2 protein-coding genes are annotated in these 22,756 nt (G+C 74.9%); both read left to right on the forward strand.

Annotated features, from left to right (window positions below):
* Positions 1 to 169 precede the first annotated feature (169 nt).
* Positions 170 to 17,290: a type I polyketide synthase gene (locus tag C2L58_RS50180; RefSeq protein WP_441296284.1), complete on the forward strand. Its 17,121-nt coding sequence runs from the start codon at positions 170 to 172 to the stop codon at positions 17,288 to 17,290.
* Between the two features lie 27 nt (positions 17,291 to 17,317).
* Positions 17,318 to 22,756 (forward strand): type I polyketide synthase (locus tag C2L58_RS00615; protein ID WP_369903861.1); only part of this gene is annotated, 5,439 nt, incomplete at its 3' end.

The raw sequence follows: 22,756 nt of genomic DNA on the forward strand, positions 1-22,756 counted from the left end.
TTACCACTCACGACGGCTGCGGCAGACCAGGTCATTCCCCTTCGATGCAGGCGTTAGTGGTCCACCTAGAACTTCCTCGCCGCCCTCGTGCGTCCGGCGGGTGACCCGGCACTGTGAAGACATCGGTCGGCTCGCCGGCACCGCCCGGCCGACTTCTCGAGGAGCTGACATCGCAATGGACACCGAACAGAAGCTTCGCGACTACCTCAAGCGCGTCACGGCCGACCTGCGGGAGACCCGGCAGCGGCTGCGTGCGGCCGAGGCCAAGGACAGCGAGCCGATCGCGATCGTGTCGATGAGCTGCCGGCTGCCCGGTGGGGTGCGCGATCCGGAGGCCGCGTGGCGGCTGCTCGTCGACGAGCGGGACGTGATCAGCGAGTTCCCCGCCGACCGCGGCTGGGACGCCGACGCGCTCTACGACCCGGACCCGGACCGCGCGGGGCACACCTACACCCGCTCGGGCGGCTTCCTCGAGGACGCCGGCACGTTCGACGCCGGGTTCTTCGGCATCTCGCCGCGCGAGGCGACGGCCATGGACCCGCAGCAGCGGCTGCTGCTCGAGCTGGCCTGGGAGGCGTTCGAGCGCGGCGGGATCGACCCGTCCTCGTTGCGCGGCAGCCGGTCCGGGGTCTTCGTCGGCGCCAGCAACCAGGGCTACGGTTCGGGCTCGATCGCCGCCACCGAGGACGTCGAAGGGCACGTGCTCACCGGCAGCTGCACCGCGGTGCTGTCGGGCCGGCTCGCCTACAGCTTCGGGCTCGAGGGCCCCGCGGTCACCGTCGACACGATGTGTTCCTCCGCGCTCGTCGCGCTGCACCTCGCGGTGCGCGCCCTGCGCGCGGGCGAGTGCTCGATGGCCGTCTCCGCCGGGGCGACGGTGATGGCGACGCCACGGTCCTTTGTGGAATTCAGCCGCCAGCGCGGGCTCTCCGCCGACGGCCGTTGCCGGGCCTTCGCGGCCGGTGCCGACGGCACCGGCTGGAGCGAGGCCGTCGGCGTGCTCGTCCTCGAGCGGCTGTCCGACGCCAGGAAGAACGGCCACCCGGTGCTCGCCGTCGTGCGCGGCAGCGCGGTGAACTCCGACGGGGCGTCGAACGGGCTCACCGCCCCGAACGGGCCGTCGCAGCAGCGCGTCATCCAGGACGCGCTCGCCGACGCGAGGCTGGACCCCGCGGACGTGGACGCCGTCGAGGCGCACGGCACCGGGACCACGCTGGGCGACCCGATCGAGGCGCAGGCGTTGCTGGCCACCTACGGCGCGCGGCGGTCGGTTGAGCGGCCGCTGTGGCTGGGCACGATCAAGTCCAACATCGGCCACACCCAGGCCGCCGCCGGCGTGGTCGGGGTGATCAAGATGGTGCTGGCGATGCGGTACGGCAGCCTGCCGCGCACGCTGCACGTCGACGCGCCGAGCCCGCACGTCGACTGGTCGCCGGGCACGGTCCGGCTGCTGACCGAGCGGACGCCGTGGCCGGACGGCGACGGCCCGCGGCGTTCGGCGGTGTCGGCGTTCGGCGCGAGCGGCACCAACGCGCACGTGATCCTCGAACAGGCGCCGGAGCCGGACGAGACCGAGGACGCCGCACCGGCCGCGCGTCCGGGCCCGGTGACCTGGCTGCTCTCGGGACACGACGACGACGCGCTCCGGGCGCAGGCCGCGCGGCTGCTGTCCGCGGTCGGCGACGAGGACGCGCCGAGCCCGCTCGACATCGGGTTCTCGCTGGCGAGCACGCGGGCCGCGCTGCCGAGGAGGGCCGCCGTCGTCGGCTCGGACGCCGAGGAGCTGACCGCGGGACTGCGGGCGCTCGCCGACGGCGAGTCCGCCGCCAACCTGCGCGTCGGCACCGCGCGGGCCGAGGGCCGCGCGGTACTGGTCTTTCCCGGGCAGGGTGCGCAGTGGGCCGGGATGGCGGCCGAGCTGCTCGACACCGAGCCGCGGTTCGCCGAGCGGATCGCGGACTGCGAGCGCGCACTGGCTCCCTTCGTCGGCTGGTCGCTGACCGCCGTGCTGCGGGGCGAGGACGGCGCGCCGAGCCTCGACCGGGTCGACGTGGTGCAGCCGGCGCTGTTCGCGATGATGGTGTCGCTCGCGGAACTGTGGCGGGCCAACGGGGTTCGCCCGTCCGCGGTCGTCGGGCACTCGCAGGGCGAGATCGCGGCGGCCTGCGTTTCCGGCGCGCTGTCCCTGGAGGACGCCGCCCGCGTGGTGGCGCTGCGCAGCATCGCCATCGCCGCGGAGCTGGCGGGCCGGGGCGGGATGGCCTCCGTCGCGGCTCCCGTCGAGCGGGTCCGCGAGCTGCTCGAGCCGTTCGCCGACCGGCTTTCCGTGGCGGCCGTCAACGGGCCGAGCGCGGTCGCCGTGGCCGGCGAACCCGGCGCGCTCGACGAGCTGCTCGCCGCCTGCGGGGCGAACGGCGTGCGTGCCAAGCGCATCCCCGTCGACTACGCGTCGCATTCGGCGCACGTCGAGTCGCTGCGCGAGCGCCTGCTCGCCGACCTGGCTCCGATCGAGCCGCACGCCGGCCGGATCCCGTTCTTCTCCACCGTGACCGCCGGCTGGCTGGACACGCGCGAGCTGACCGCCGAGTACTGGTACACCAACCTGCGCGGCACCGTGCGGTTCGACGAGGCGGTGCGGGGTCTGCTCGACGAGGGGCGCGACGCGTTCGTCGAAGTGAGCGCGCACCCGGTGCTCACGACGGGCATCCAGGAGACCATCGAGGACCGCGGGGCCGACGCGTTCGCCGTCGGATCGCTGCGCCGCGGCGACGGCGGCCTCGGCCGGTTCCTGCTGTCGGTGGCCGAGACCCAGGTCGGCGTCCTCGAACCGGACCGGATCGCGCCGTTCGCGGATTCGGGTGCACGCAAGGTGGACCTGCCGACGTACGTTTTCGGCGGCACGCGCTACTGGCTGGAGACCGCGGCGGCGACCGGCGACGTCTCGGGGGCCGGCCTCGGCTCGCCGGATCACCCGCTGCTGGGCGCGGTGATGACGCTCGCCGAGTCCGAGCAGGTCGTGCTGACGGGCCGGTTGTCCGCGCGCACGCACCCGTGGCTGGCCGACCACGAGGTCGGCGGCCGCGTGCTGCTGCCCGGCACCGCGTTCCTCGAACTGGCGGTGCGCGCCGGTGACCAGGTCGGCTGCGGCGTGGTCCGGGAGCTCACCCTGGAAGCGGCCCTGCCGCTGCCGGAGACCGGCGCGGTGGTGCTCCAGCTCGCCATCGGCTCGCCCGACGGCGACGGTGCGCGCTCGCTGGTCATCCACTCGCGTCCCGAGGACACCGGCGACGAGCGGCCGTGGACGCGGCACGCGACCGGGGTGCTCGAACCGGACGCTTACGTGCCGGCTCCCGAGGCCGGGCCGTGGCCGCCCGAGGGCGCCGTCGCGCTCGACCTCGGCGACCCGTACGAGACGCTCGGCGAGCGCGGCTACGGCTACGGCCCGGTGTTCCGCGGCCTGCGCACGGTGTGGCGGCTCGGCGACGAGGTGTTCGCCGACGTCGAACTGCCCGAGCAGGCTCGCCGGGACGCGGCCGGGTTCGGCCTGCACCCGGCGCTGCTCGACGCGGCGCTGCACGCCATCGGCTTCACGGGAGCCCTCGACGGCTCCGGTACCGACGGTTCGCCGCTGCTGCCGTTTTCCTGGACCGGGGTCCGGCTGCACGCGAGCGGGGCCACCGCGCTGCGGGTCCGGCTGACGCCGGCCGGAAACGGCGCGGTGTCGATCGCGCTCGCCGACCCGCTCGGCGAGCCGGTGGCGACCGTCGATGCGCTCGCGCTGCGGCCGTTCGCCGCGCCGGACACCGCCCCGGATCGCGGCCACGACTCGCTGTACTTCGTCGACTGGGTCGCGGCCGGCGAGCCGGGGCAGGAGACGCCGCGGTGCGCGGTGGTCGGCGACGACCCCGCGGGTGTCGTTCCGGCGAGCCTGGCGGCCGAGGCGTACCCCGGGCTGGACGCACTTCCCGGTGAGGTACCCGAGCTGGTGTTCCTGCCGCACTCCGGAACACGCACCGGAGACCTGGCCGAGGCCACGCGGACGGCGACGAAACGGGTGCTCGAGGTCGTCCAGCGCTGGCTCGCCGACGAGCGGTTCGCCGGCGCGCGGCTGGTGGTCGTCACCCGCGGCGCGATCGGCACGCCCGGCGGGCCGGTGACCGATCTCGCCGCGTCGGCGGCCTGGGGCCTGCTCCGGTCCGCCGCCTCCGAACACCCCGGCCGGGTCGTGCTGCTCGACCTCGGCGCCGCCGAGGCGACGTCCGGCGAGCTGCCCGACGGCCTGTTCGGCGCACTGCGCTCGGGCGAGCCGCAGCTGGTCGTCACCGGCGGCCGGGTGTGCGCGGCCAGGCTGGCGAAGCTGCCGGCGCACCACCCGGCCCTGGTTCCGCCGGAGCAGGGCCCGTGGCTGCTCGGCACCGCGAAGAAGGGCGCGCTCGACGGCCTCGCGCTGCTGCCCGCGGCCGCGGCGGACGAGCCGCTCGGCCACGACGAGGTCCGCGTCGAGGTCCGGGCCGCGGGGCTGAACTTCCGGGACGTCCTCATCGCGCTCGGGATGTACCCCGGTGACGACGCCATGATGGGCAGCGAGGCGGCCGGCGTCGTGACCGAAATCGGCGCTCGCGTCACCGGGCTCGCCCCCGGCGACCGCGTGACCGGCATCTTCCGCGGGAACTCCCTCGCAACCGTCGCGGTCACCGACCACCGGCTGCTCGTGCCGATGCCGGACGGCTGGACGTTCGAGCGGGCGGCCGGCGTGCCCGTGGTGTTCCTGACCGCGTACTACGGCCTCGTCGACCTCGGCCGGATCGCCGCGGGACAGCGCGTTCTCGTGCACGCCGCGGCCGGCGGCGTCGGCATGGCCGCCGTCCAGCTCGCGCGCCACTTCGGCGCGGACGTCTTCGGCACGGCGAGCGAGGCCAAGTGGCCCGCGCTGCGCGAGCTGGGCCTCGACGACACGCGCATCGCGTCGTCGCGGGACCTGAGCTTCGCCGGGCGGTTCGCCGGGGACGGCATGGATCTCGTGTTGAACTCCCTCGCCGGCGAGTTCGTCGACGCCTCGCTGGGCCTCCTGCGCGACGGCGGCCGGTTCGTGGAGATGGGCAAGACCGACGTCCGCGACGCTGACGAGGTCGCTGCCGCCGGGATCTGGTACCGGGCGTTCGACGCGGTGGAGGCCGCGCCGGAACGGGTCCAGGAGATCTTGACCGAGGTGCTGCGGCTGTTCGCCGAGGGCGCGTTGCACCCGCTGCCGTCGCGCGCGTGGGACGTGCGCCGCGCGCCCGAGGCCTATCGGTTCGTCAGCCAGGCGCGCCACGTCGGCAAGGTCGTGCTGACGGTTCCGCGGGCCCGCCCGGCGGACGGGACCGTGCTGCTCACCGGCGGCACGGGCACGCTCGGCGCCGAGATCGCCCGCCACCTGGCCGCCACCGGCACGCGCCGGCTGCTGCTGCTCGGGCGGCGCGGCGCGGACGCACCGGGTGCGGCCGAGCTGCGGGCCGAGCTCACCGGCCTCGGTGCCGAGGTCGACATCGTCGCCTGCGACGCGGCGGACCGCGAGGAGCTGGCGAGCGCGCTCGCGCGGATTCCGGCGGCGCACCCGCTGACCGCCGTGGTGCACCTCGCCGGCGTGCTCGACGACGGCGTCGTCGAGTCGCTCACGCCGGACCGGCTCGACGCGGTGCTGCGGCCCAAGGTGGATGCCGCGTGGCACCTGCACGAGCTGACCAAGGACCTCGACCTCGCGGAGTTCGTGCTGTTCTCGGCGGGCGCCGGGATCTTCGGCGACGCGGGGCAGGGCAACTACGCGGCCGCCAACAGCTTCCTCGACGCGCTCGCGCAGCACCGCCGGGCGAGCGGCCTGCCCGCCGTCGCGCTGGCGTGGGGCTTCTGGGCGCAGCGCAGCGGGATGACCGCGCACCTCACCGACGCCGACGTGGCGCGGCTCCGCCGCATCGGGGTGGCCCCACTGTCCACAACGGAGGGTCTGGCGCTGTTCGACCGCGCGCGGCTGCTCGACGAGGCGGTGCAGGTGCCGATCCGCCTGGACCCGGCGGCGCTGCGGGAGCAGGCGCGCGCCGGTTCGTTGCCGTGGTTGTTGCGCGGGCTGGTCCGGACGCCGTCGAGGCGGGCCGCGGCCGGGGGCCCGGGCGGTGAGCCGGCGTTGCGCCGCAGTCTCGCCCGGCTCGGCGAGGCGGACCGGACCCGGACCCTCGTGGAGCTCGTTCGCGCCGAGGCCTCCGCGGTGCTCGGCCACGCGGGCGCGCTGATCGAGGCCGAGCGTCCGTTCCGCGACCTCGGCTTCGACTCGCTGACCGCGGTCGAGCTCCGCAACCGGCTGAACGCGGCCACCGGGCTCAAGCTGACCGCCACGCTCGTCTTCGACTACCCCACCCCGGCGGTGCTCGCCGGCCACCTGCTCGCGGAGCTGCTCGGCGAGGAGCCCGTCCGCGGGGAAGCCGCGCCGGCCGCCAGGGTCGCCGACGAGCCCATCGCGATCGTGGGCATGGCCTGCCACCTGCCCGGCGGCATCCGGAGCCCGGAGGAGTTCTGGCAGCTGCTGGCTTCCGGCGGTGACGTGATCTCCGGCTTCCCGGCCGACCGCGGCTGGGACCTCGACCGGCTCTTCTCCGCCGACGACACCGCGGCGGGCACGACCTACGCGCGGGACGGCGGGTTCCTCCGCGACGCGGCCGAGTTCGACCCGGCGTTCTTCGGCATCTCGCCGCGCGAAGCCGCGGTGATGGACCCGCAGCAGCGGCTGCTGCTCGAAGGCGCGTGGGAGACGCTGGAGCGGTCGCGGATCGACCCGGCGTCCCTGCGCGGCTCGGCCACCGGCGTGTTCATCGGCGCGTCCCACCAGGGCTTCGGCGCCACTTCCGACGGCGTGGCCGCCGAGGCGCAGGGCCACCTCGTCACGGGTTCGTCGACGAGCGTGGTGTCCGGCCGGATCGCCTACGCGCTGGGGCTCGAAGGGCCCGCGATGACCGTCGACACGGCTTGTTCGTCGTCGCTCGTGGCACTGCACCTGGCGATCCGGGCGTTGCGCGGCGGCGAGTGCACGCTCGCGCTCGCCGGAGGAGCGGCGGTGATGGCCGATCCGATCGGCTTCGTCGGCTTCAGCCGCCAGCGCGGGCTCGCCACCGACGGCCGGTGCAAGGCCTTCTCCGCGCAGGCCGACGGCATGGGGCTTTCCGAGGGCGCCGGGATGGTGCTCGTCGAGCGGTTGTCGGACGCCCGCCGCAACGGGCATCCGGTGCTGGCCGTGCTGCGGGGCTCGGCGGTGAACCAGGACGGTGCGTCGAACGGCCTGACGGCGCCGAACGGTCCTTCGCAGCAGCGGGTGATCCGGGCGGCGCTGGCCGACGCGGGCGTCGAACCGTCCGATGTGGACGCCGTCGAGGCGCACGGGACCGGGACGCCGCTGGGCGACCCGATCGAGGCGCAGGCGCTGCTCGCGACCTACGGGCAGGACCGGGACCGGCCGCTGTGGCTCGGTTCGGGCAAGTCCAACGTCGGGCACGGCCAGGCCGCCGCCGGGATCACCGGCGTCATCAAGATGGTGCTCTCGCTCCGCAACGAGCTGCTGCCGCGCACGCTGCACGCCGAGGAGCCCTCGCCGCACGTGGACTGGTCCGCCGGCGACGTGCGGCTGCTGACCGAACCCAAGGCGTGGCCGGCCGGGGAGCGGCCCCGGCGGGCCGCGGTGTCGTCGTTCGGGATGAGCGGCACGAACGCGCACGTGGTGCTCGAACAGGCACCGGACGTCGCCGAAGGCCCGGCGCGTCCCGGTTCGCCGGTGGTGCCGTGGGTGCTGTCGGCGCGGTCCGCGGCCGCGCTCCGGGAGCAGGCGGCCCGGCTGGCTTCGCACGTGGAGTCTTCGCGGGAGCGGCCCGTCGACGTCGGCTACTCGCTCGTCTCGTCGCGGTCGTCGTTCGAACACCGCGCGGTGGTGGTCGGTTCGGCCGCCGCGGACCTGGCGGCCGGGCTGACCGGCGCGGGCGCGGTCCGCGGCGTCGCCGACGTCAGCGGCCGGGTGGCGTTCGTGTTCCCCGGCCAGGGCGCCCAGTGGGCGGGTATGGCGGCGGAGCTGCTCGGCTCGTCGCCGGTGTTCGCGGCGCGGATGGCGGAGTGCGCCGCCGCGTTCGGCGAGCTGGTCGGCTGGTCGCTCCGGGACGCGCTGACCGACGCCGCGCTGCTGGAGCGGGTCGACGTCGTGCAGCCGGTGTCGTTCGCGGTGATGGTGTCGCTCGCTGCGCTCTGGGAATCCCGCGGCATCCATCCGGACGCCGTGGTCGGGCATTCGCAGGGGGAGATCGCCGCCGCCTGCGTGTCCGGGGCGTTGTCGCTGGCGGACGCCGCGCGCGTCGTGGTGCTGCGGAGCAAGGCCATCGCGGAGTGCCTCTCGGGGCACGGTGGCATGGCCTCCGTCGCGTTGCCCGCCGAGGAGGCCGAGCGGCGGATCGCCGCACTCGGCGGGCGGGTCGCCGTCGCCGCCGTCAACGGCGTCTCGTCCGTGGTGCTGTCCGGCGACCCCGACGCGCTGGCCACCGTCGTCGCGGACTGCGCGGCGGACGGGGTCCGGGCCAAGGTCATCGCCGTCGACTACGCGTCGCACTCGCCGCACGTGGCGGCCATCGAGGACCGGCTGGCGGCGGACCTCGCTCCGATCGAGCCGCGCGCGCCGCGGGTGCCGTTCCTCTCGACCGTGACCGGCGAGTGGGCCGACGGGACCACGGTGGACGGCCGCTACTGGTACGCCAACCTGCGCGAGCCCGTCCGGTTCGAGGCCGCGATCCGGGCCCTCGCGGCCGAGGGCTGCACCGCGTTCGTCGAGGTGAGCTCGCACCCCGTGCTGTCGATGGGCGTCCAGGAGACGCTCGACGAGATCGCCGGGGAGCCGACGGTGGTCGTCGGCACGCTGCGGCGGGGCGAGGGCGGCGAAGCGCGGTTCCTCACTTCGCTGGCGGAGCTGCACGTGCGTGGCGTCTCGCCGGACTGGGACGCGGTCTTCGCCGGCCACGAGCCACGGCTCGTCGACTTGCCGACGTACGCGTTCCAGCGGCAGCGGTACTGGCTCACGCCCGAGCGCGGTTCCGCCCCGGCGGTGGACACGGCCTTCTGGGACGCCGTCGACCGCGAGGACCTCGAAGGGCTGGCCGGTCAGCTGGCGCTGCCGGAGGACGAGCTCGGCACGGTCCTGCCCGCGTTGTCGTCGTGGCGGCGCCGCAGCCGGGACAAGTCCATTGTGGATGATTGGCGCTACCGCATCACGTGGAAGCCCATTGCTCCCCAGGAACCCGTGCTCTCCGGCGAGTGGCTGATGGTCGTCGGCGAAGGGGTGGCCGAGGAGACGGTCACGAGGATCGAGGCGGCGCTCGCCGCCGCGGGCGCCGAACCGGCGGTCCTCCGCACCGGCGTCACCGATCGGGAGAGCCTGGCCCGCGAGCTGTCCGGCAACCACCCGGCGGCCGTCCTCGGTCTCCTCGAAGCGCAGGCCACGCTCGCGCTGTTCCAGGCGCTGTCCGATGTGGAGATCGAAGCGCCGCTGTGGCTGGTGACGAGCGGTGCGGTGTCGACCGGACGGACGGACCCGCCGCGCGCACTCGCGCAGGCCCAGATCTGGGGCCTGGGCCGGGTGTTCGGGCTCGAAGAGCCGAACCGGTGGGGTGGGCTCGTCGATCTGCCCGCGGAGTTCGACGAGCGAGCGGCCCGCCGGCTGGTCTCCGTCCTGGCCGGAACCGGCGGCGAGGACCAGGTCGCGGTGCGGGACACCGGGATCCTGGCCCGGAGGCTCGTGCGTGCCCCGTTGCCGGCCGCCGCTTCCGCGCGGGACTGGACGCCGCGAGGCACGGTTCTCGTCACCGGCGGGACGGGGGCGATCGGCGGGCACGTCGCCCGGTGGCTGGCCGAGCGGGGCGCCGGGCACCTCGTGCTGACTTCGCGCGCGGGCGAGGCCGCCCCCGGTGCGGCCGAGCTGGCCGCCGAACTGCGTGAGCTCGGCGCCGAGGTGACGATCGCGGCGTGCGACGTCGCGGACTCCGACCGGCTCGCCGGGTTGCTGCGGGAGCTGGCGGATCGAGGGGAGCCGGTGCGTGCGGTCATGCACGCCGCCGGCGTCGACGGCGTCGCCGCCCTCGCCGACACCACGCCCGCCGAGTTCGCCCGCGTCGCCGCGGCCAAGGTCCGCGGGGCCACCAACCTGCACGAACTGCTGGCCGGAACGGAGCTCGACGCGTTCGTCCTGTTCTCCTCCAACGCCGGGGTGTGGGGTGGCGGCGGGCAGGGCGCGTACGCCGCCGCAAACGCTTTCCTCGACGCGCTGGCCGAACGCCGCCGGGCCGACGGGCTGACGGCGACCTCGATCGCGTGGGGCGCGTGGGCGGGCGACGGCCTCGCCGCGACCGACGTCGCGGAGCGGCACCTGAGCCGCCGCGGCGTGCGGGGGATGGCACCCGAGCTCGCGATCCTCGCGCTGTCGCAGGCCATCGCGCACGACGAGACGTTCCTGGCCGTCGCCGACGTCGACTGGGGGCGGTTCGCGCCGAGCTTCGCGGCCGCCCGCCGGAGGCCGCTGCTCGACGAGCTTCCCGAGGCCGTCCGCGCCCTGCGGGACGCCGAGCCCGCCGAGGATCCGGCCGGGTCGTCGTTCGCGTCGCGGCTGGCCGGGCTCCCGGTCGAGGACCGGGCGCGCGAACTGCTCGAGCTCGTCCGGTCGCAGGCGGCCGCGGTGCTCGGCTTCGAGACCGCGGAAGCGGTCGACGCCGAGCGTGCCTTCCGCGAGCTCGGCTTCGACTCGCTCACCGCCGTCGAGCTCCGCAACCGCCTCGCCGGCGAGACCGGGCTGCGGCTGCCGACCACGCTGGCGTTCGACTTCCCGTCCGCGACCCGGCTCGCGCAGCACCTCGCCGGGCTCGTCGCGGGCGAGCCGGGCCACCGTGCGGCGCGGCCGGTGGTCGCGGTCGCCTCGGACGAGCCGATGGCGATCGTCGGCATGAGCTGCCGGTACCCCGGTGACGTCCGGTCTCCCGAGGACCTGTGGGACCTGGTGTTCCGCGGCGAGGACGCGCTGGGCGAATTCCCGGCCGACCGGGGCTGGGACCTCGCCGGCCTCGACGACCCGAAGGCGAAGGACTACGCGCGGATCGGTGCGTTCGTCCGCGACGCCGCCGAGTTCGACCCGGCGTTCTTCGGGATCTCGCCGCGCGAGGCGACCGCCATGGACCCGCAGCACCGGCTGCTGCTGGAGACGTCGTGGGAGGCGTTCGAGCGGGCCGGGATCGATCCGCTGTCGGTGAAGAACAGCTCGACCGGCGTCTTCGTCGGCTGCGGCAGCCAGCACTACGGCGCCGGGCTGCGCGAGGTCCCCGAGGAGCTGCGCGGGCACCTGCTCACCGGCGGGTCGAGCGCGGTCGCGTCCGGCCGGATCGCTTACACGTTCGGGCTGGAGGGGCCCGCCGTCACGGTGGACACGGCGTGCTCCTCGTCGCTGGTCGCCCTGCACCTCGCGGCGCAGGCGCTGCGGCAGGGCGAGTGCGCGATGGCGCTGGCCGGCGGGGTGAGCGTGATGGTCACCCCCGGCGCCTACGCCGAGTTCGGCCGGCAGGGCGGCCTCGCCGCGGACGGCCGGATCAAGGCGTTCGCCGAGGGCGCCGACGGCACCGGCTGGGGCGAAGGCGCCGGCATGCTGCTGCTGACCCGGCTGTCCGAAGCCCGGCGCCGGGGCTACCCGGTGCTCGCCGTCGTCCGCGGTTCGGCGGTGAACTCCGACGGCGCCTCCAACGGGCTCAGCGCCCCGAACGGCCCTTCGCAGCAGCGGGTGATCCGCCAGGCACTGGCCAACGCCGGCCTGGAACCGTCCGAAGTGGACGCCGTCGAAGGGCACGGCACCGGCACCGCGCTCGGCGACCCCATCGAGGCGCAGGCGTTGCTGGCGACCTACGGCGACGGCCGGGACCGGCCGCTGTGGCTCGGTTCCGTCAAGTCGAACATCGGGCACACGCAGTCCGCCGCCGGGGCGGCCGGCGTGATCAAGATGGTGCAGGCCCTCCGGAACGAGGTGCTGCCGCGCACCCTGAACGTCGACGCACCGTCGGCGCAGGTGGACTGGAGCGCCGGCGACATCGAGCTGCTGACCGAGCCGGTGCCGTGGCACCGCAACGGACGGCCCCGCCGGGCCGGGATCTCGGCGTTCGGCGTCAGCGGCACGAACGCGCACGTGATCGTCGAGGAGGCACCGGAGCCCGGCGAGGCCGAGCCGATCGAGCCGGAGCCGGCCGGTGGCGTGGTTCCGCTGGTGGTGTCGGGCCGTGGTGGTGCGGCTCTGCGTGCGCAGGCGGAACGTCTTCAGTCGTTTGTGGACGGTCGTCCGGACCTGGGTGTGGCCGAGCTGGGTGCGGCGCTGGTGTCGTCGCGGGCGGTGTTCGAAGACCGGGCGGTGGTGCTGGCGGCGGATCGGGCCGGGGCGTTGGCGGGTCTGGCCGCGCTGGCGGACGGCGGTTCGGTTCCGGGTGTGGTGTCGGGTGCTGTGTCTGGTGGTCGTTCGGCGTTTCTCTTCTCTGGTCAGGGTGCGCAGCGGCTGGGTGCCGGGCGAGAGTTGTATGAGTCGTTCCCGGTGTTCGCCGATGCGGTGGATGCGGTGTGCGCGCACGTGGACGGTTTGCGTGAGGTGATGTTCGGTGATGACGCCGAGCTGTTGAACCAGACGATGTATGCGCAGGCGGCGTTGTTCGCCGTCGAGGTGGGTTTGTTCCGGCTCGTCGAATCGTGGGGTGTCCGACCGGATTTCCTGGTCGGGCATTCGATTGGCGAGCTGGCGGCGGCGCATGTTGCGGGTGTGTTCTCCATGGAGGACGCCTGTGTGTTGGTCGCGGCGCGCGGTCGGTTGATGCAGGCTCTGCCCTCCGGTGGCGTGATGGTGGCGGTACAGGCCACGGAAGCCGAAGTGCTGCCTTTGCTGGTCGAGGGTGTGTCGGTGGCGGCAGTAAATGGCCCGTCGTCGGTGGTGCTCTCGGGTGATGAGGATGCGGTCGAGTCGGTCGTCCAGCAGTTCGAGGGGCGTAAGACTCGTCGGTTGTCGGTGAGTCATGCGTTCCATTCGGCGCGGATGGAGCCGATGCTGGCGGAGTTCCGCCGGGTTGCCGAGGGTTTGACGTTCCACGCCCCCGAGATTCCGGTCGTCTCCAATGTGACCGGGGCACTGGCCGAGGAACTGACCTCGCCGGAGTATTGGGTCCGGCACGTGCGGGGAACAGTCCGTTTCCACGACGGCGTGACTTATTTGGCCGAGCACGGGGTGACTCGGTTCTTGGAGCTGGGCCCGGACGGTGTGCTGACCGCGATGGCGGCGGAATCCGTCGAGGGGAGGCTGGTTTCCGCGCTGCGGAAGGACCGTGCCGAGGAAGAGAGCGTGCTGACGGCGGTGGCGGCGCTGTACGTCGTCGGGCAGGACGTCGACTGGCCGGTGTTCTTCTCCGGCACCACCCGGGTCGACCTCCCCACCTACGCCTTCCAACGGCAGCGTTACTGGATCGACGTCCCGGCGGGCTCGCTCGACGCGAGCGGGCTCGGGCTGACCGCGACCCGGCACCCGCTGATCGGCGCGGCCACGCCGCTCGCCGAGTCCGGCGGGATCCTGTTCACCGGCCGCCTCTCGGTGGCGACGCACCCGTGGCTCGCCGACCACGTCATGCTCGGCAACGCGCTGCTGCCCGGCACGGCGTTCCTCGAACTGGCCGTGCGCGCGGGTGACGAGGTCGGCTGCGCGCAGGTGGAGGAGCTGACCCTCGCCGCGCCGCTCGTGCTTCCCACTGAGGGGAGCGTCCGGCTCCAGGTCGTCGTCGGCGAGCCGGACGACGACGGCGCCCGCAAGCTCACCGTCCACTCGCGACAGGACGACGACGCGCCGTGGACGTTGCACGCCGGCGGCGTTCTCGTCCCGCACGCCGTCACCCCGGACACGCGGCTCACGAGCTGGCCGCCGCGGGACGCCGAACCGATCGACCTCGGCGGCTTCTACGACCGCGGCGAAGACGCCGGCGCCCAGTACGGGCTCAGCTTCCAGTGCCTGACCGCCGCGTGGCGGCTCGGCGACGAGGTGTACGCCGAGGTCGCGCTGCCCGAGCGGGCCGCGGGCGAGGCCGCCTCCTTCGGCCTGCACCCGGCGCTGCTCGACGGTGCCCTGCAGGCCCTGGTCTTCCTGCCGCTCGCCGACGGCGGAACCGGGCGGCTGCCGTTCTCGTGGTCGGCGGTTTCGCTGCACGCGAGCGGAGCGTCGAGCCTGCGGGTCCGGCTGGCGAAGGCCGGCCCCGAGTCGCTCTCGCTCGCCGTGTCCGATCCGGGTGGCCGCCCGGTGGCCTCGATCGGCTCGCTCGTGCTGCGCACGGTGCAGGCGAGCGAGCTCCGGCACCGGCCGCTCGACTCGCTGTACCGGCTCGCGTGGCCCACGTGGGCTCCGGAGACCGAGCCCGTGGACCAGAACTGCGTCGTCCTCGGTGACGACCAGCTCAAGCTGGCGGGCCGGCTGGGTGCCGAGGTGGAGGCGACGTCGTACCGCACGCTGGCCGACCTCGGTGCGGCCATCGACGAGGGCGCGCGCCCCGATCTCGTGTTCGTGCCGTGCGTGTTGAACGGGCACACCACCGGACGCGTCCCCGCCGACGTCCGGACCGCCGTCGGCGGGGTGCTCGACCTCGTGCGCGACTGGCTCGCCGACGACCGGTTCGCCGGCGCGAAGCTCGCCTTCGTCACCAGGGGCGCGGTCGCCGCGGTGCCGGGCGAGGACATCCGGGACCTGGCGTTCGCCCCCGCGTGGGGCCTGCTCCGCACCGCGCAGGCCGAACACCCCGGCCGGTTCGCGCTGGTCGACGTCGACGACGAGGAGACCCCCGGCGCCGCGGTGATCGCCGCGGTCGCCTCCGGCGAGCCCCAGCTGGCGGTGCGCGCGGGCGAGCTGTCCGTGCCCCGCCTCGAGCGGGCGGACACCGGGCTCCTCGAGCTCCCGGCGGGCGACGTGCCGTGGCGGCTGGACAGCACCGACAAGGGCACCTTGGACAACCTCCGCCCGCTGCCCGCCCCCGAGGCCGCCGCACCGCTTCGTGCCGGCGAGGTGCGCCTCTCGCTGCGCGCGGCCGGCGTGAACTTCCGCGACGTCCTCAACGCGCTCGGCATGTACCCGGGCGAGGCGGGCCCGATGGGGCTCGAGGGCGCCGGCGTGATCGCGGAGGTCGGGCCGGGCGTCACCGGCTTCGTGCCCGGCGACCGCGTCCTCGGCATGTTCCACGGTGCGTACGGCCCGCTGGTGGTCGCCGACCACCGCATGGTGGTGCGGATGCCGGCCGGCTGGTCGTTCACCGACGCGGCGTCGTTGCCGATCGCGTTCATCACCGCCTTCTACGCGCTCGTCGACCTCGCCGGGGTGCGGCGGGGCGAGTCGGTGCTCGTGCACTCCGCGGCGGGCGGCGTCGGCATGGCCGCGGCGCAGCTCGCGCGGCACCTCGGCGCCCGGGTCTTCGGCACCGCCAGCCCGGCGAAGTGGGAGGCGCTGCGCGAACTCGGCATCCCCGATGACCGCATCGCTTCGTCGCGCACGCTGGAGTTCGCCGAGACCTTCCGGAAGGCGAACGAGGCCGGTGTCGACGTCGTGCTGAACTCGCTCGCGGGCGAATTCGTCGACGCGTCGTTCGACCTGCTGGCCGACGGCGGCCGCTTCGTCGAGATGGGCAAGACCGACGTCCGGGCCGAGGGCCGGCCCGGCCTTCGGTACCACCCGTTCGACCTCGGCGACGCGGGTCCCGACCGGATCGGCGAAATCCTCGCCGAGGCCGTCGAGCTGGTCGAACGCGGCGTGCTGCGGCCGCTTCCGGTGACGTCGTGGGACATCCGCCGCGCGCCGGAGGCGTTCCGCCACATGAGCCAGGCCAAGCACATCGGCAAGGTGGTGCTCACCCTGCCCGCGCCGCTCGATCCGGCGGGCACGGTGCTGATCACCGGCGGCACCGGCGGCCTCGGCGCCCACGTGGCCCGGCACCTGGTCACCGAACACGGCGCACGCAGGCTGCTGCTGCTCAGCAGGCGCGGCGTCGACGCGCCTGGTGCGGAGGAACTGGCCGCCGAGCTGGCCGGGCTCGGCGCCGACGTCACGATCGCCGCCTGCGACGTGGTCGACCGCGCCGAACTGGCCGCCGTGCTGGACCGGGTCCCCGCCGAACACCCGCTGACCGGCGTCGTGCACACCGCGGGCGTGGTCGACGACGGCGTGCTCACCGCGCTCGACGACGAACGCCTCGAACGCGTGCTGCGGCCCAAGGTCGACGCCGCGGTGCACCTGCACGAGCTGACCTCCTACGACGACCTCGCGCTGTTCGCGCTCTTTTCGTCGGCCGCCGGGATCCTCGGCAACGCCGGGCAGGGCAACTACGCCGCGGCCAACGCGTTCCTCGACGCGCTCGCGGCGCACCGCAGGGCGGGCGGCCGCACCGTCACCTCGCTCGCCTGGGGACCGTGGGCCGGCGGGGGGATGGCCGGTGAGCTCGGCGCGGCCGGCGTGCGGCGGATGGCGGCGTCCGGCGTGCGGCCGTTCGACGTCGCCGACGGCCTGCGTGCGTTCGACGCCGCGCGGCAGCTCGATCTCGCCGTGGTCGTGCCGATCCGGCTCGACCCGGCCCGGCTGCGCGCCGGCACGGCGCCGGCACCGCTGCGTGGTCTCGTCCGCCCGGCTCGCGGCCACGCGCGGCCCACCGCGTCGAGTGCCGCGAGCGGGGGCCCCGCGTTCGCCGAGCGGCTCGAGACATTGGCGGAGAAGGACCGGGGCCCGGCCGTGCTCGACGTCGTGCTGGCCGAGGCCGCCGCGGTGCTCGGCTACGCCGCGCACGAGGCCGTGCCGGCCGAACGCGGGTTCATGGAGATCGGCTTCGACTCGCTGACCGCCGTCGAGCTGCGCAACCGGCTCAGCGGCGCCACCGGGCTGAAACTGCCGGCGACGACGCTGTTCGACTACCCGACACCGGCCTCGCTCGCGGCGCACCTGCTCGGCGAGCTCGCCCCGCACCTCGACCCGGCCGGCCACGGGGAACCGGCCGTACACGCCGAGCTCGACCGGCTCGCGGAGCAGCTGTCCGCGACCGCCGGCTCGGTCGAACACGAGGAGCACGACCGGATCGGCGCCCGGCTGCGAGCCCTGCTGTCGACCTGGAACGGAGCGCGGCGCCCGGGCGAAGGCCCTTCCGCGGCCGAGGCCCTCAGCGGTGCCTCGACCGACGAGATCTTCGATTTCATCGACAGGGAGTTCGGCTGAATGTCGTCAGACGGATCTGAACGGAAGCTGGTCGAGTACCTCAAGCGGGTCACGACCGACCTGCACGAGACGCGGGCCCGGCTGCAGGAGCTGGAGGCGAGCGGCACCGAGCCGATCGCCATCGTCGGGATGGGCTGCCGGTTCCCCGGCGGCGCGAACTCGCCGGAAGACCTGTGGCGGCTCGTCGACGACGGGATCGACGCCGTGTCGCCGTTCCCCGGCGACCGCGGCTGGGACACCGCGCGCGTCTACGACCCCGACTCCCGCCGGCCCGGGACCTCCTACGTGGACCAGGGCGGCTTCCTCGACGACGTCGCCGGGTTCGACCCGGCGTTCTTCGGCATCTCGCCCCGCGAGGCGGCGGCGACGGATCCGCAGCAGCGGTTGCTGCTGGAGACCGCGTGGGAGGCGATCGAGCGCGCTCGCATCGTGCCCGCGTCGCTGCGCGGCAGCCGGACCGGCGTCTTCACCGGCGTCATGTATGCGGGCTACGCCACCGACCTGCCGGGCCTTTCCGAGGAGGTGCTCGGGCACCTCGGCAACGGCAACCTGCCCAGCATCGCCTCGGGCCGGGTGGCGTACGCGCTCGGTCTCGAAGGCCCCGCCGTCTCGGTCGACACCGCGTGCTCGTCGTCGCTCGTCGCGCTGCACCTCGCCGCGCAGGCGCTGCGCAAGGGCGAGTGCTCGCTCGCGCTCGCGGGCGGCGTCACGATCATGTCCTCGCCCGGCGGGTTCGTCGAGTTCAGCCGCCAGCGCGGGCTCGCGCGGGACGGCCGCTGCAAGGCCTTCTCCGACACCGCCGACGGCACCGGCTGGGGCGAAGGCGCCGGGATGCTCCTGCTCGAACGGCTCTCGGACGCGCAGCGGCGCGGCCACCCCGTGCTGGCCGTGGTGCGCGGCTCCGCCGTCAACTCCGACGGCGCGAGCAGCGGTCTCACCGCGCCGAACGGGCCGTCGCAGCAGCGGGTGATCAAGCAGGCGCTCGCCGACGCGGGTCTCGCGGCGTCCGACGTGGACGTGGTCGAGGCGCACGGCACGGGTACCGCGCTCGGCGACCCGATCGAGGCGCAGGCGCTGCTCGCCACCTACGGGCAGGGCCGGGACCGGCCGTTGTGGCTCGGCTCGATCAAGTCGAACATCGGCCACACCCAGGCCGCCGCCGGGGTCGCCGGGATCATCAAGGTGGTCCAGGCGCTGCGCAACGAGACGTTGCCGCGCACCCTGCACGTCGAACGGCCCACCACGCACGTGGACTGGTCTTCGGGCGCCGTGCGGCTGCTCGCCGAACCGCAGCCGTGGCCGGCGGGCGAACGCGTCCGGCGCGCCGCCGTGTCGTCGTTCGGGGTGAGCGGCACGAACGCGCACGTGCTCGTCGAGCAGGCCCCCGAACCGGCGGCCGTGAGCCCGGTACCGGACACCGGACCCGTGGTGGCCTGGCCGCTGTCCGGCCGGTCGGCGGACGCGCTGCGGGCGCAGGCCACGACCCTGCTGTCGCAAGTGGACAAGATCGGCGACCGCCCGGTCGACATCGGGTTCTCGCTGGCGACGTCGAGGTCGGCGTTCGAGCACCGCGCGGTGGTCGTCGGGTCGACGCGGGCCGAGCTGTGCTCCGGGGTCGCCGCGGTGGCCTCGGACGGTCCCGGCGTCACCAAGGGCGTGGCGGACGTGACCGGCCGGACGGTGTTCGTGTTCCCCGGCCAGGGCACGCAGTGGGCCGGGATGGCCACGGAGCTGCTGGACAGCTCCGAGGTGTTCGCGGCGCGGATGCGGGAGTGCGGTGACGCGCTCGCCGAGTTCGTCGACTGGTCGCCGCTCGACGTGCTGGCCGACGCGGAGATGCTGGAACGCGTCGATGTGGTGCAGCCCGCGTCGTTCGCCATGATGGTTTCGCTGGCCGCGGTCTGGCGGGCGCACGGCATCGAACCGGATGCCGTCGTCGGCCACTCGCAGGGCGAGATCGCCGCGGCGTGTGTGTCCGGGGCGCTCTCGCTCGCCGACGCCGCGCGGATCGTCGCGCTGCGCAGCCAGGCGATCCGCGAGGTGCTTTCCGGCGACGGCGGGATGGTGTCGATCGCGCTGCCGGAAGCCGCCGTCCGCGAACGCATCGCCCGCTGGGAGCCGCGGATCTCGACGGCCGCCGTCAACGGCGTGTCCTCGACGGTCGTCGCCGGCGAGCCCGCCGCCCTGGCCGAGCTGGTGGCCGCCTGCGAAGCCGACGGCGTGCGGGCGAAGCGGATCGCGGTCGACTACGCGTCGCATTCGGCGCAGGTGGAACGGATCGAAGAGCGGCTGCTGGCCGCGCTCGCCCCGGTCCGCCCGCGGGCCGGCGAGGTGCCGCTGTTCTCCACCGTGAGCGGCCAGTGGCTCGACACCGCGACGATGGACGCCCGGTACTGGTACACCAACCTGCGGCAGCCGGTGCGGTTCGAGACGGCGATCCGCGCGCTGGCGGCCGAGGGACACACCGCGTTCGTCGAGGTCAGCTCGCACCCGGTGCTCACCGTCGGGGTGCAGGAGACGCTGGAACGGGTCACGACCGGCCCGACGGTCGCCGTCGGGACCCTGCGCCGTGGCGACGGCGGCCGCGCCCGGTTCCTGACGTCGCTGGCGGAGCTGTACGTCCGTGGCGTGGCGCCGGAGTGGGACGTCGTGTTCGGCGGCCACGAAGCCCGGCCGGTCGATCTGCCGACCTACGCCTTCCAGCGGGAGCGGTACTGGCTCGAACCCGGTGAGGACACGGCCGCGGCCGACGCCGTCGACGCCGGGTTCTGGGCGACCGTCGAGAGCGACGACGTCGAGCGGCTGGCCCGCGAGCTCGGTGTCGGCGAGGCGGAGCTCGGCCCGGTGCTGCCCGCGCTGTCGGCGTGGCGAAGGCGCCGGCTCGAACGGTCCACAGTGGACGGCTGGCGGTACGGGATTTCGTGGAAGCTCCTGTCGCGGAACGAGGCCCGGCTGGCCGGCCGCTGGCTCGTGGTGACGGGCGGCACCGAGCGGCAGGCCCGCCTCGTCGAGGGGTTGTCGGCGGCCGGTGCCTCCGTCGTGTCGCTTGACGTGGGGGAACTCTCCCCCGAGCGGCTGCGCGCGGCGGCCGGTGACGAAGGAGTGAGCGGCGTGCTGTCGCTGCTCGCGCTCGACGAGTCGCCGGACGCGGAGTTCACCGAACCGGTCACGGCGGCCGTCGCCCTCGTGCGGGCGCTCGGTGCCGCCGGGCTCGACGCGCCGCTCTGGCTCGCCACCTCGGGCGCGGTGTCCGCCGGGCGCGGTGACCTGGTGACGGCACCGCGGCAGGCGCAGCTCTGGGGCCTGGGCCGGACGGCCGCGCTCGAGCTGCCCGACCGCTGGGGCGGCTTGGTCGACCTGCCGGCGGAACCCGACGAGCGCACGGCCGGGCGGCTGGGCGCGGTCCTGGCCGGTACGGCGGGCGAGGACCAGGTCGCGGTCCGGGAGTCCGGCGTCTACGGGCGGCGGCTGACGAGGGCCACCGCGCCGGTGGCCGAGTGGCAGCCCCGCGGCACCATCGTGATCACGGGCGGCACCGGCGCGCTGGGGGCCCGGGTCGCCCGCTGGGCCGCGCACGCGGGCGCGGAGCGGGTCGTGCTGGCGTCGCGTCGCGGCCTGGCGGCGGACGGCGCGGCCGAGCTGGCCGCCGAGCTCGAGGAAACCGGTGTCGTCGCGTCGGTGGTCGCGTGCGACGTCACCGACCGGGAGGCGTGCGGCGAGCTGCTGGCCTCGGCGGGCGCCGAAGTGCCGGTGACGGCCATCGTGCACGCCGCCGCGGTCCTCGACGACGGCGTGCTGGAGTCCGTGACGCCGGAGCAGATCGCCCGCGTGGTGCGGGCGAAGGCCCTGGCGGCCCGGAACCTGGACGAGGCGTCGCGGGAGCTCCCGCTGGACGCGTTCGTGGTGTTCTCCTCGTTCGCGGCGACGATGGGCGCGGCCGGCCAGGGCGCCTACGCGGCCGCGAACGCCTACCTGGACGCGCTGGCCGAGCACCGGCGCGGGCTCGGCCTGCCCGCGACGTCGATCGCGTGGGGACCGTGGGCGGAGACCGGGCTGGCCACGGCCGGCGAGGTGACCGGCCGGGCCCGCCGCGGCGGTCTGCCGCCCATGGCGCCGGAGCTCGCGCTGAGCGCGCTGCCCGGTTCGGCCGGGGATGCCTTCGTGGCCGTCGCCGACGTCGACTGGGACCGCTACGCGCCGAGCTTCACGGCCGCCCGGCCCAGCGCGTTGCTCGGCGACCTGCCGGAGGCCCGCCGGGTGCTCGCCGCGGCCGGTCCCGCGACCGGCGCGACGCTCGCCGGAGTCACCGAAGCCGACCGGCCGCGTGCCGTGCTGGAACTCGTGCGCGCGCACGCCGCCGCCGCGCTCGGCTACGCGCGTCCCGAGGACATCGAGCCGACGCGCGCGTTCCGGGACCTGGGCTTCGACTCGCTCACGGCGGTGGAGTTCCGCAACGTGCTCGGCGCGGCGACCGGGCTGTCGCTGCCCTCGACCATCGTGTTCGACTACCCGACGGCCGAAGCGCTGGCCGGGATGCTGCTGGCCGAGCTGTTCGGCGCCGGTGCCGCGGCACCATCGCCGGAACCGGGCCGGGCGAGCAGCGACGAGCCGGTGGCGATCGTGGGCATGAGCTGCCGGTTCCCCGGCGGCGCCGACTCGCCGGCCGCGCTGTGGCGACTGCTGTCCGACGGAGCCGACGCGCTGACGTCGTTCCCGGACGACCGGGGCTGGGACCTCGACGACCTCTACGACCCGGAGCCGGGCAAGCCCGGGAAGGTCTACACGCGGCGCGGTGCCTTCCTCGACGGCGCCGCGGACTTCGACGCGGGCTTCTTCGGGGTGTCGCCGCGCGAGGCGGTGGCGATGGACCCGCAGCAGCGGCTGCTGCTCGAAACGTCGTGGGAGGCGATCGAGGGCGCGGGGATCGACCCCACTTCGCTGCGGGGCGGCCAGATCGGCGTGTTCGTCGGCACCAACGGGCAGGACTACTCCGTGCTCGTGATGGATCCGACCGCGGACACCGAGGGCCATGCGAGCACCGGAACGGCGGGCAGCGTGTTCTCCGGCCGGATCGCCTACGCGCTCGGCCTCGAAGGCCCGACCTTGACCGTGGACACCGCGTGCTCGTCCTCGCTGGTGGCGCTGCACCTCGCGGTGCAGGCGGTGCGGCAGGGCGAATGCACGATGGCGCTGACCGGCGGGGCGACCGTGATGTCGACCCCGACCGCGTTCCAGGCGTTCAGCAGGCAGCGCGGGCTGGCGGAAGACGGCCGGGTGAAGGCGTTCTCGGACGACGCGGACGGCACCGGCTGGGGCGAAGGCGCCGGCATGCTCCTGGTGGAGCGGTTGTCGGACGCGCGGCGCAACGGGCATCCGGTGCTGGCGGTGGTGCGTGGGTCGGCGGTGAACCAGGATGGTGCGTCGAACGGGTTGACGGCGCCGAACGGTCCGTCGCAGCAGCGGGTG

It is taken from the genome of Amycolatopsis sp. CA-126428 (assembly GCF_002904335.1).
Taxonomy (GTDB): Bacteria; Actinomycetota; Actinomycetes; order Mycobacteriales; family Pseudonocardiaceae; genus Amycolatopsis.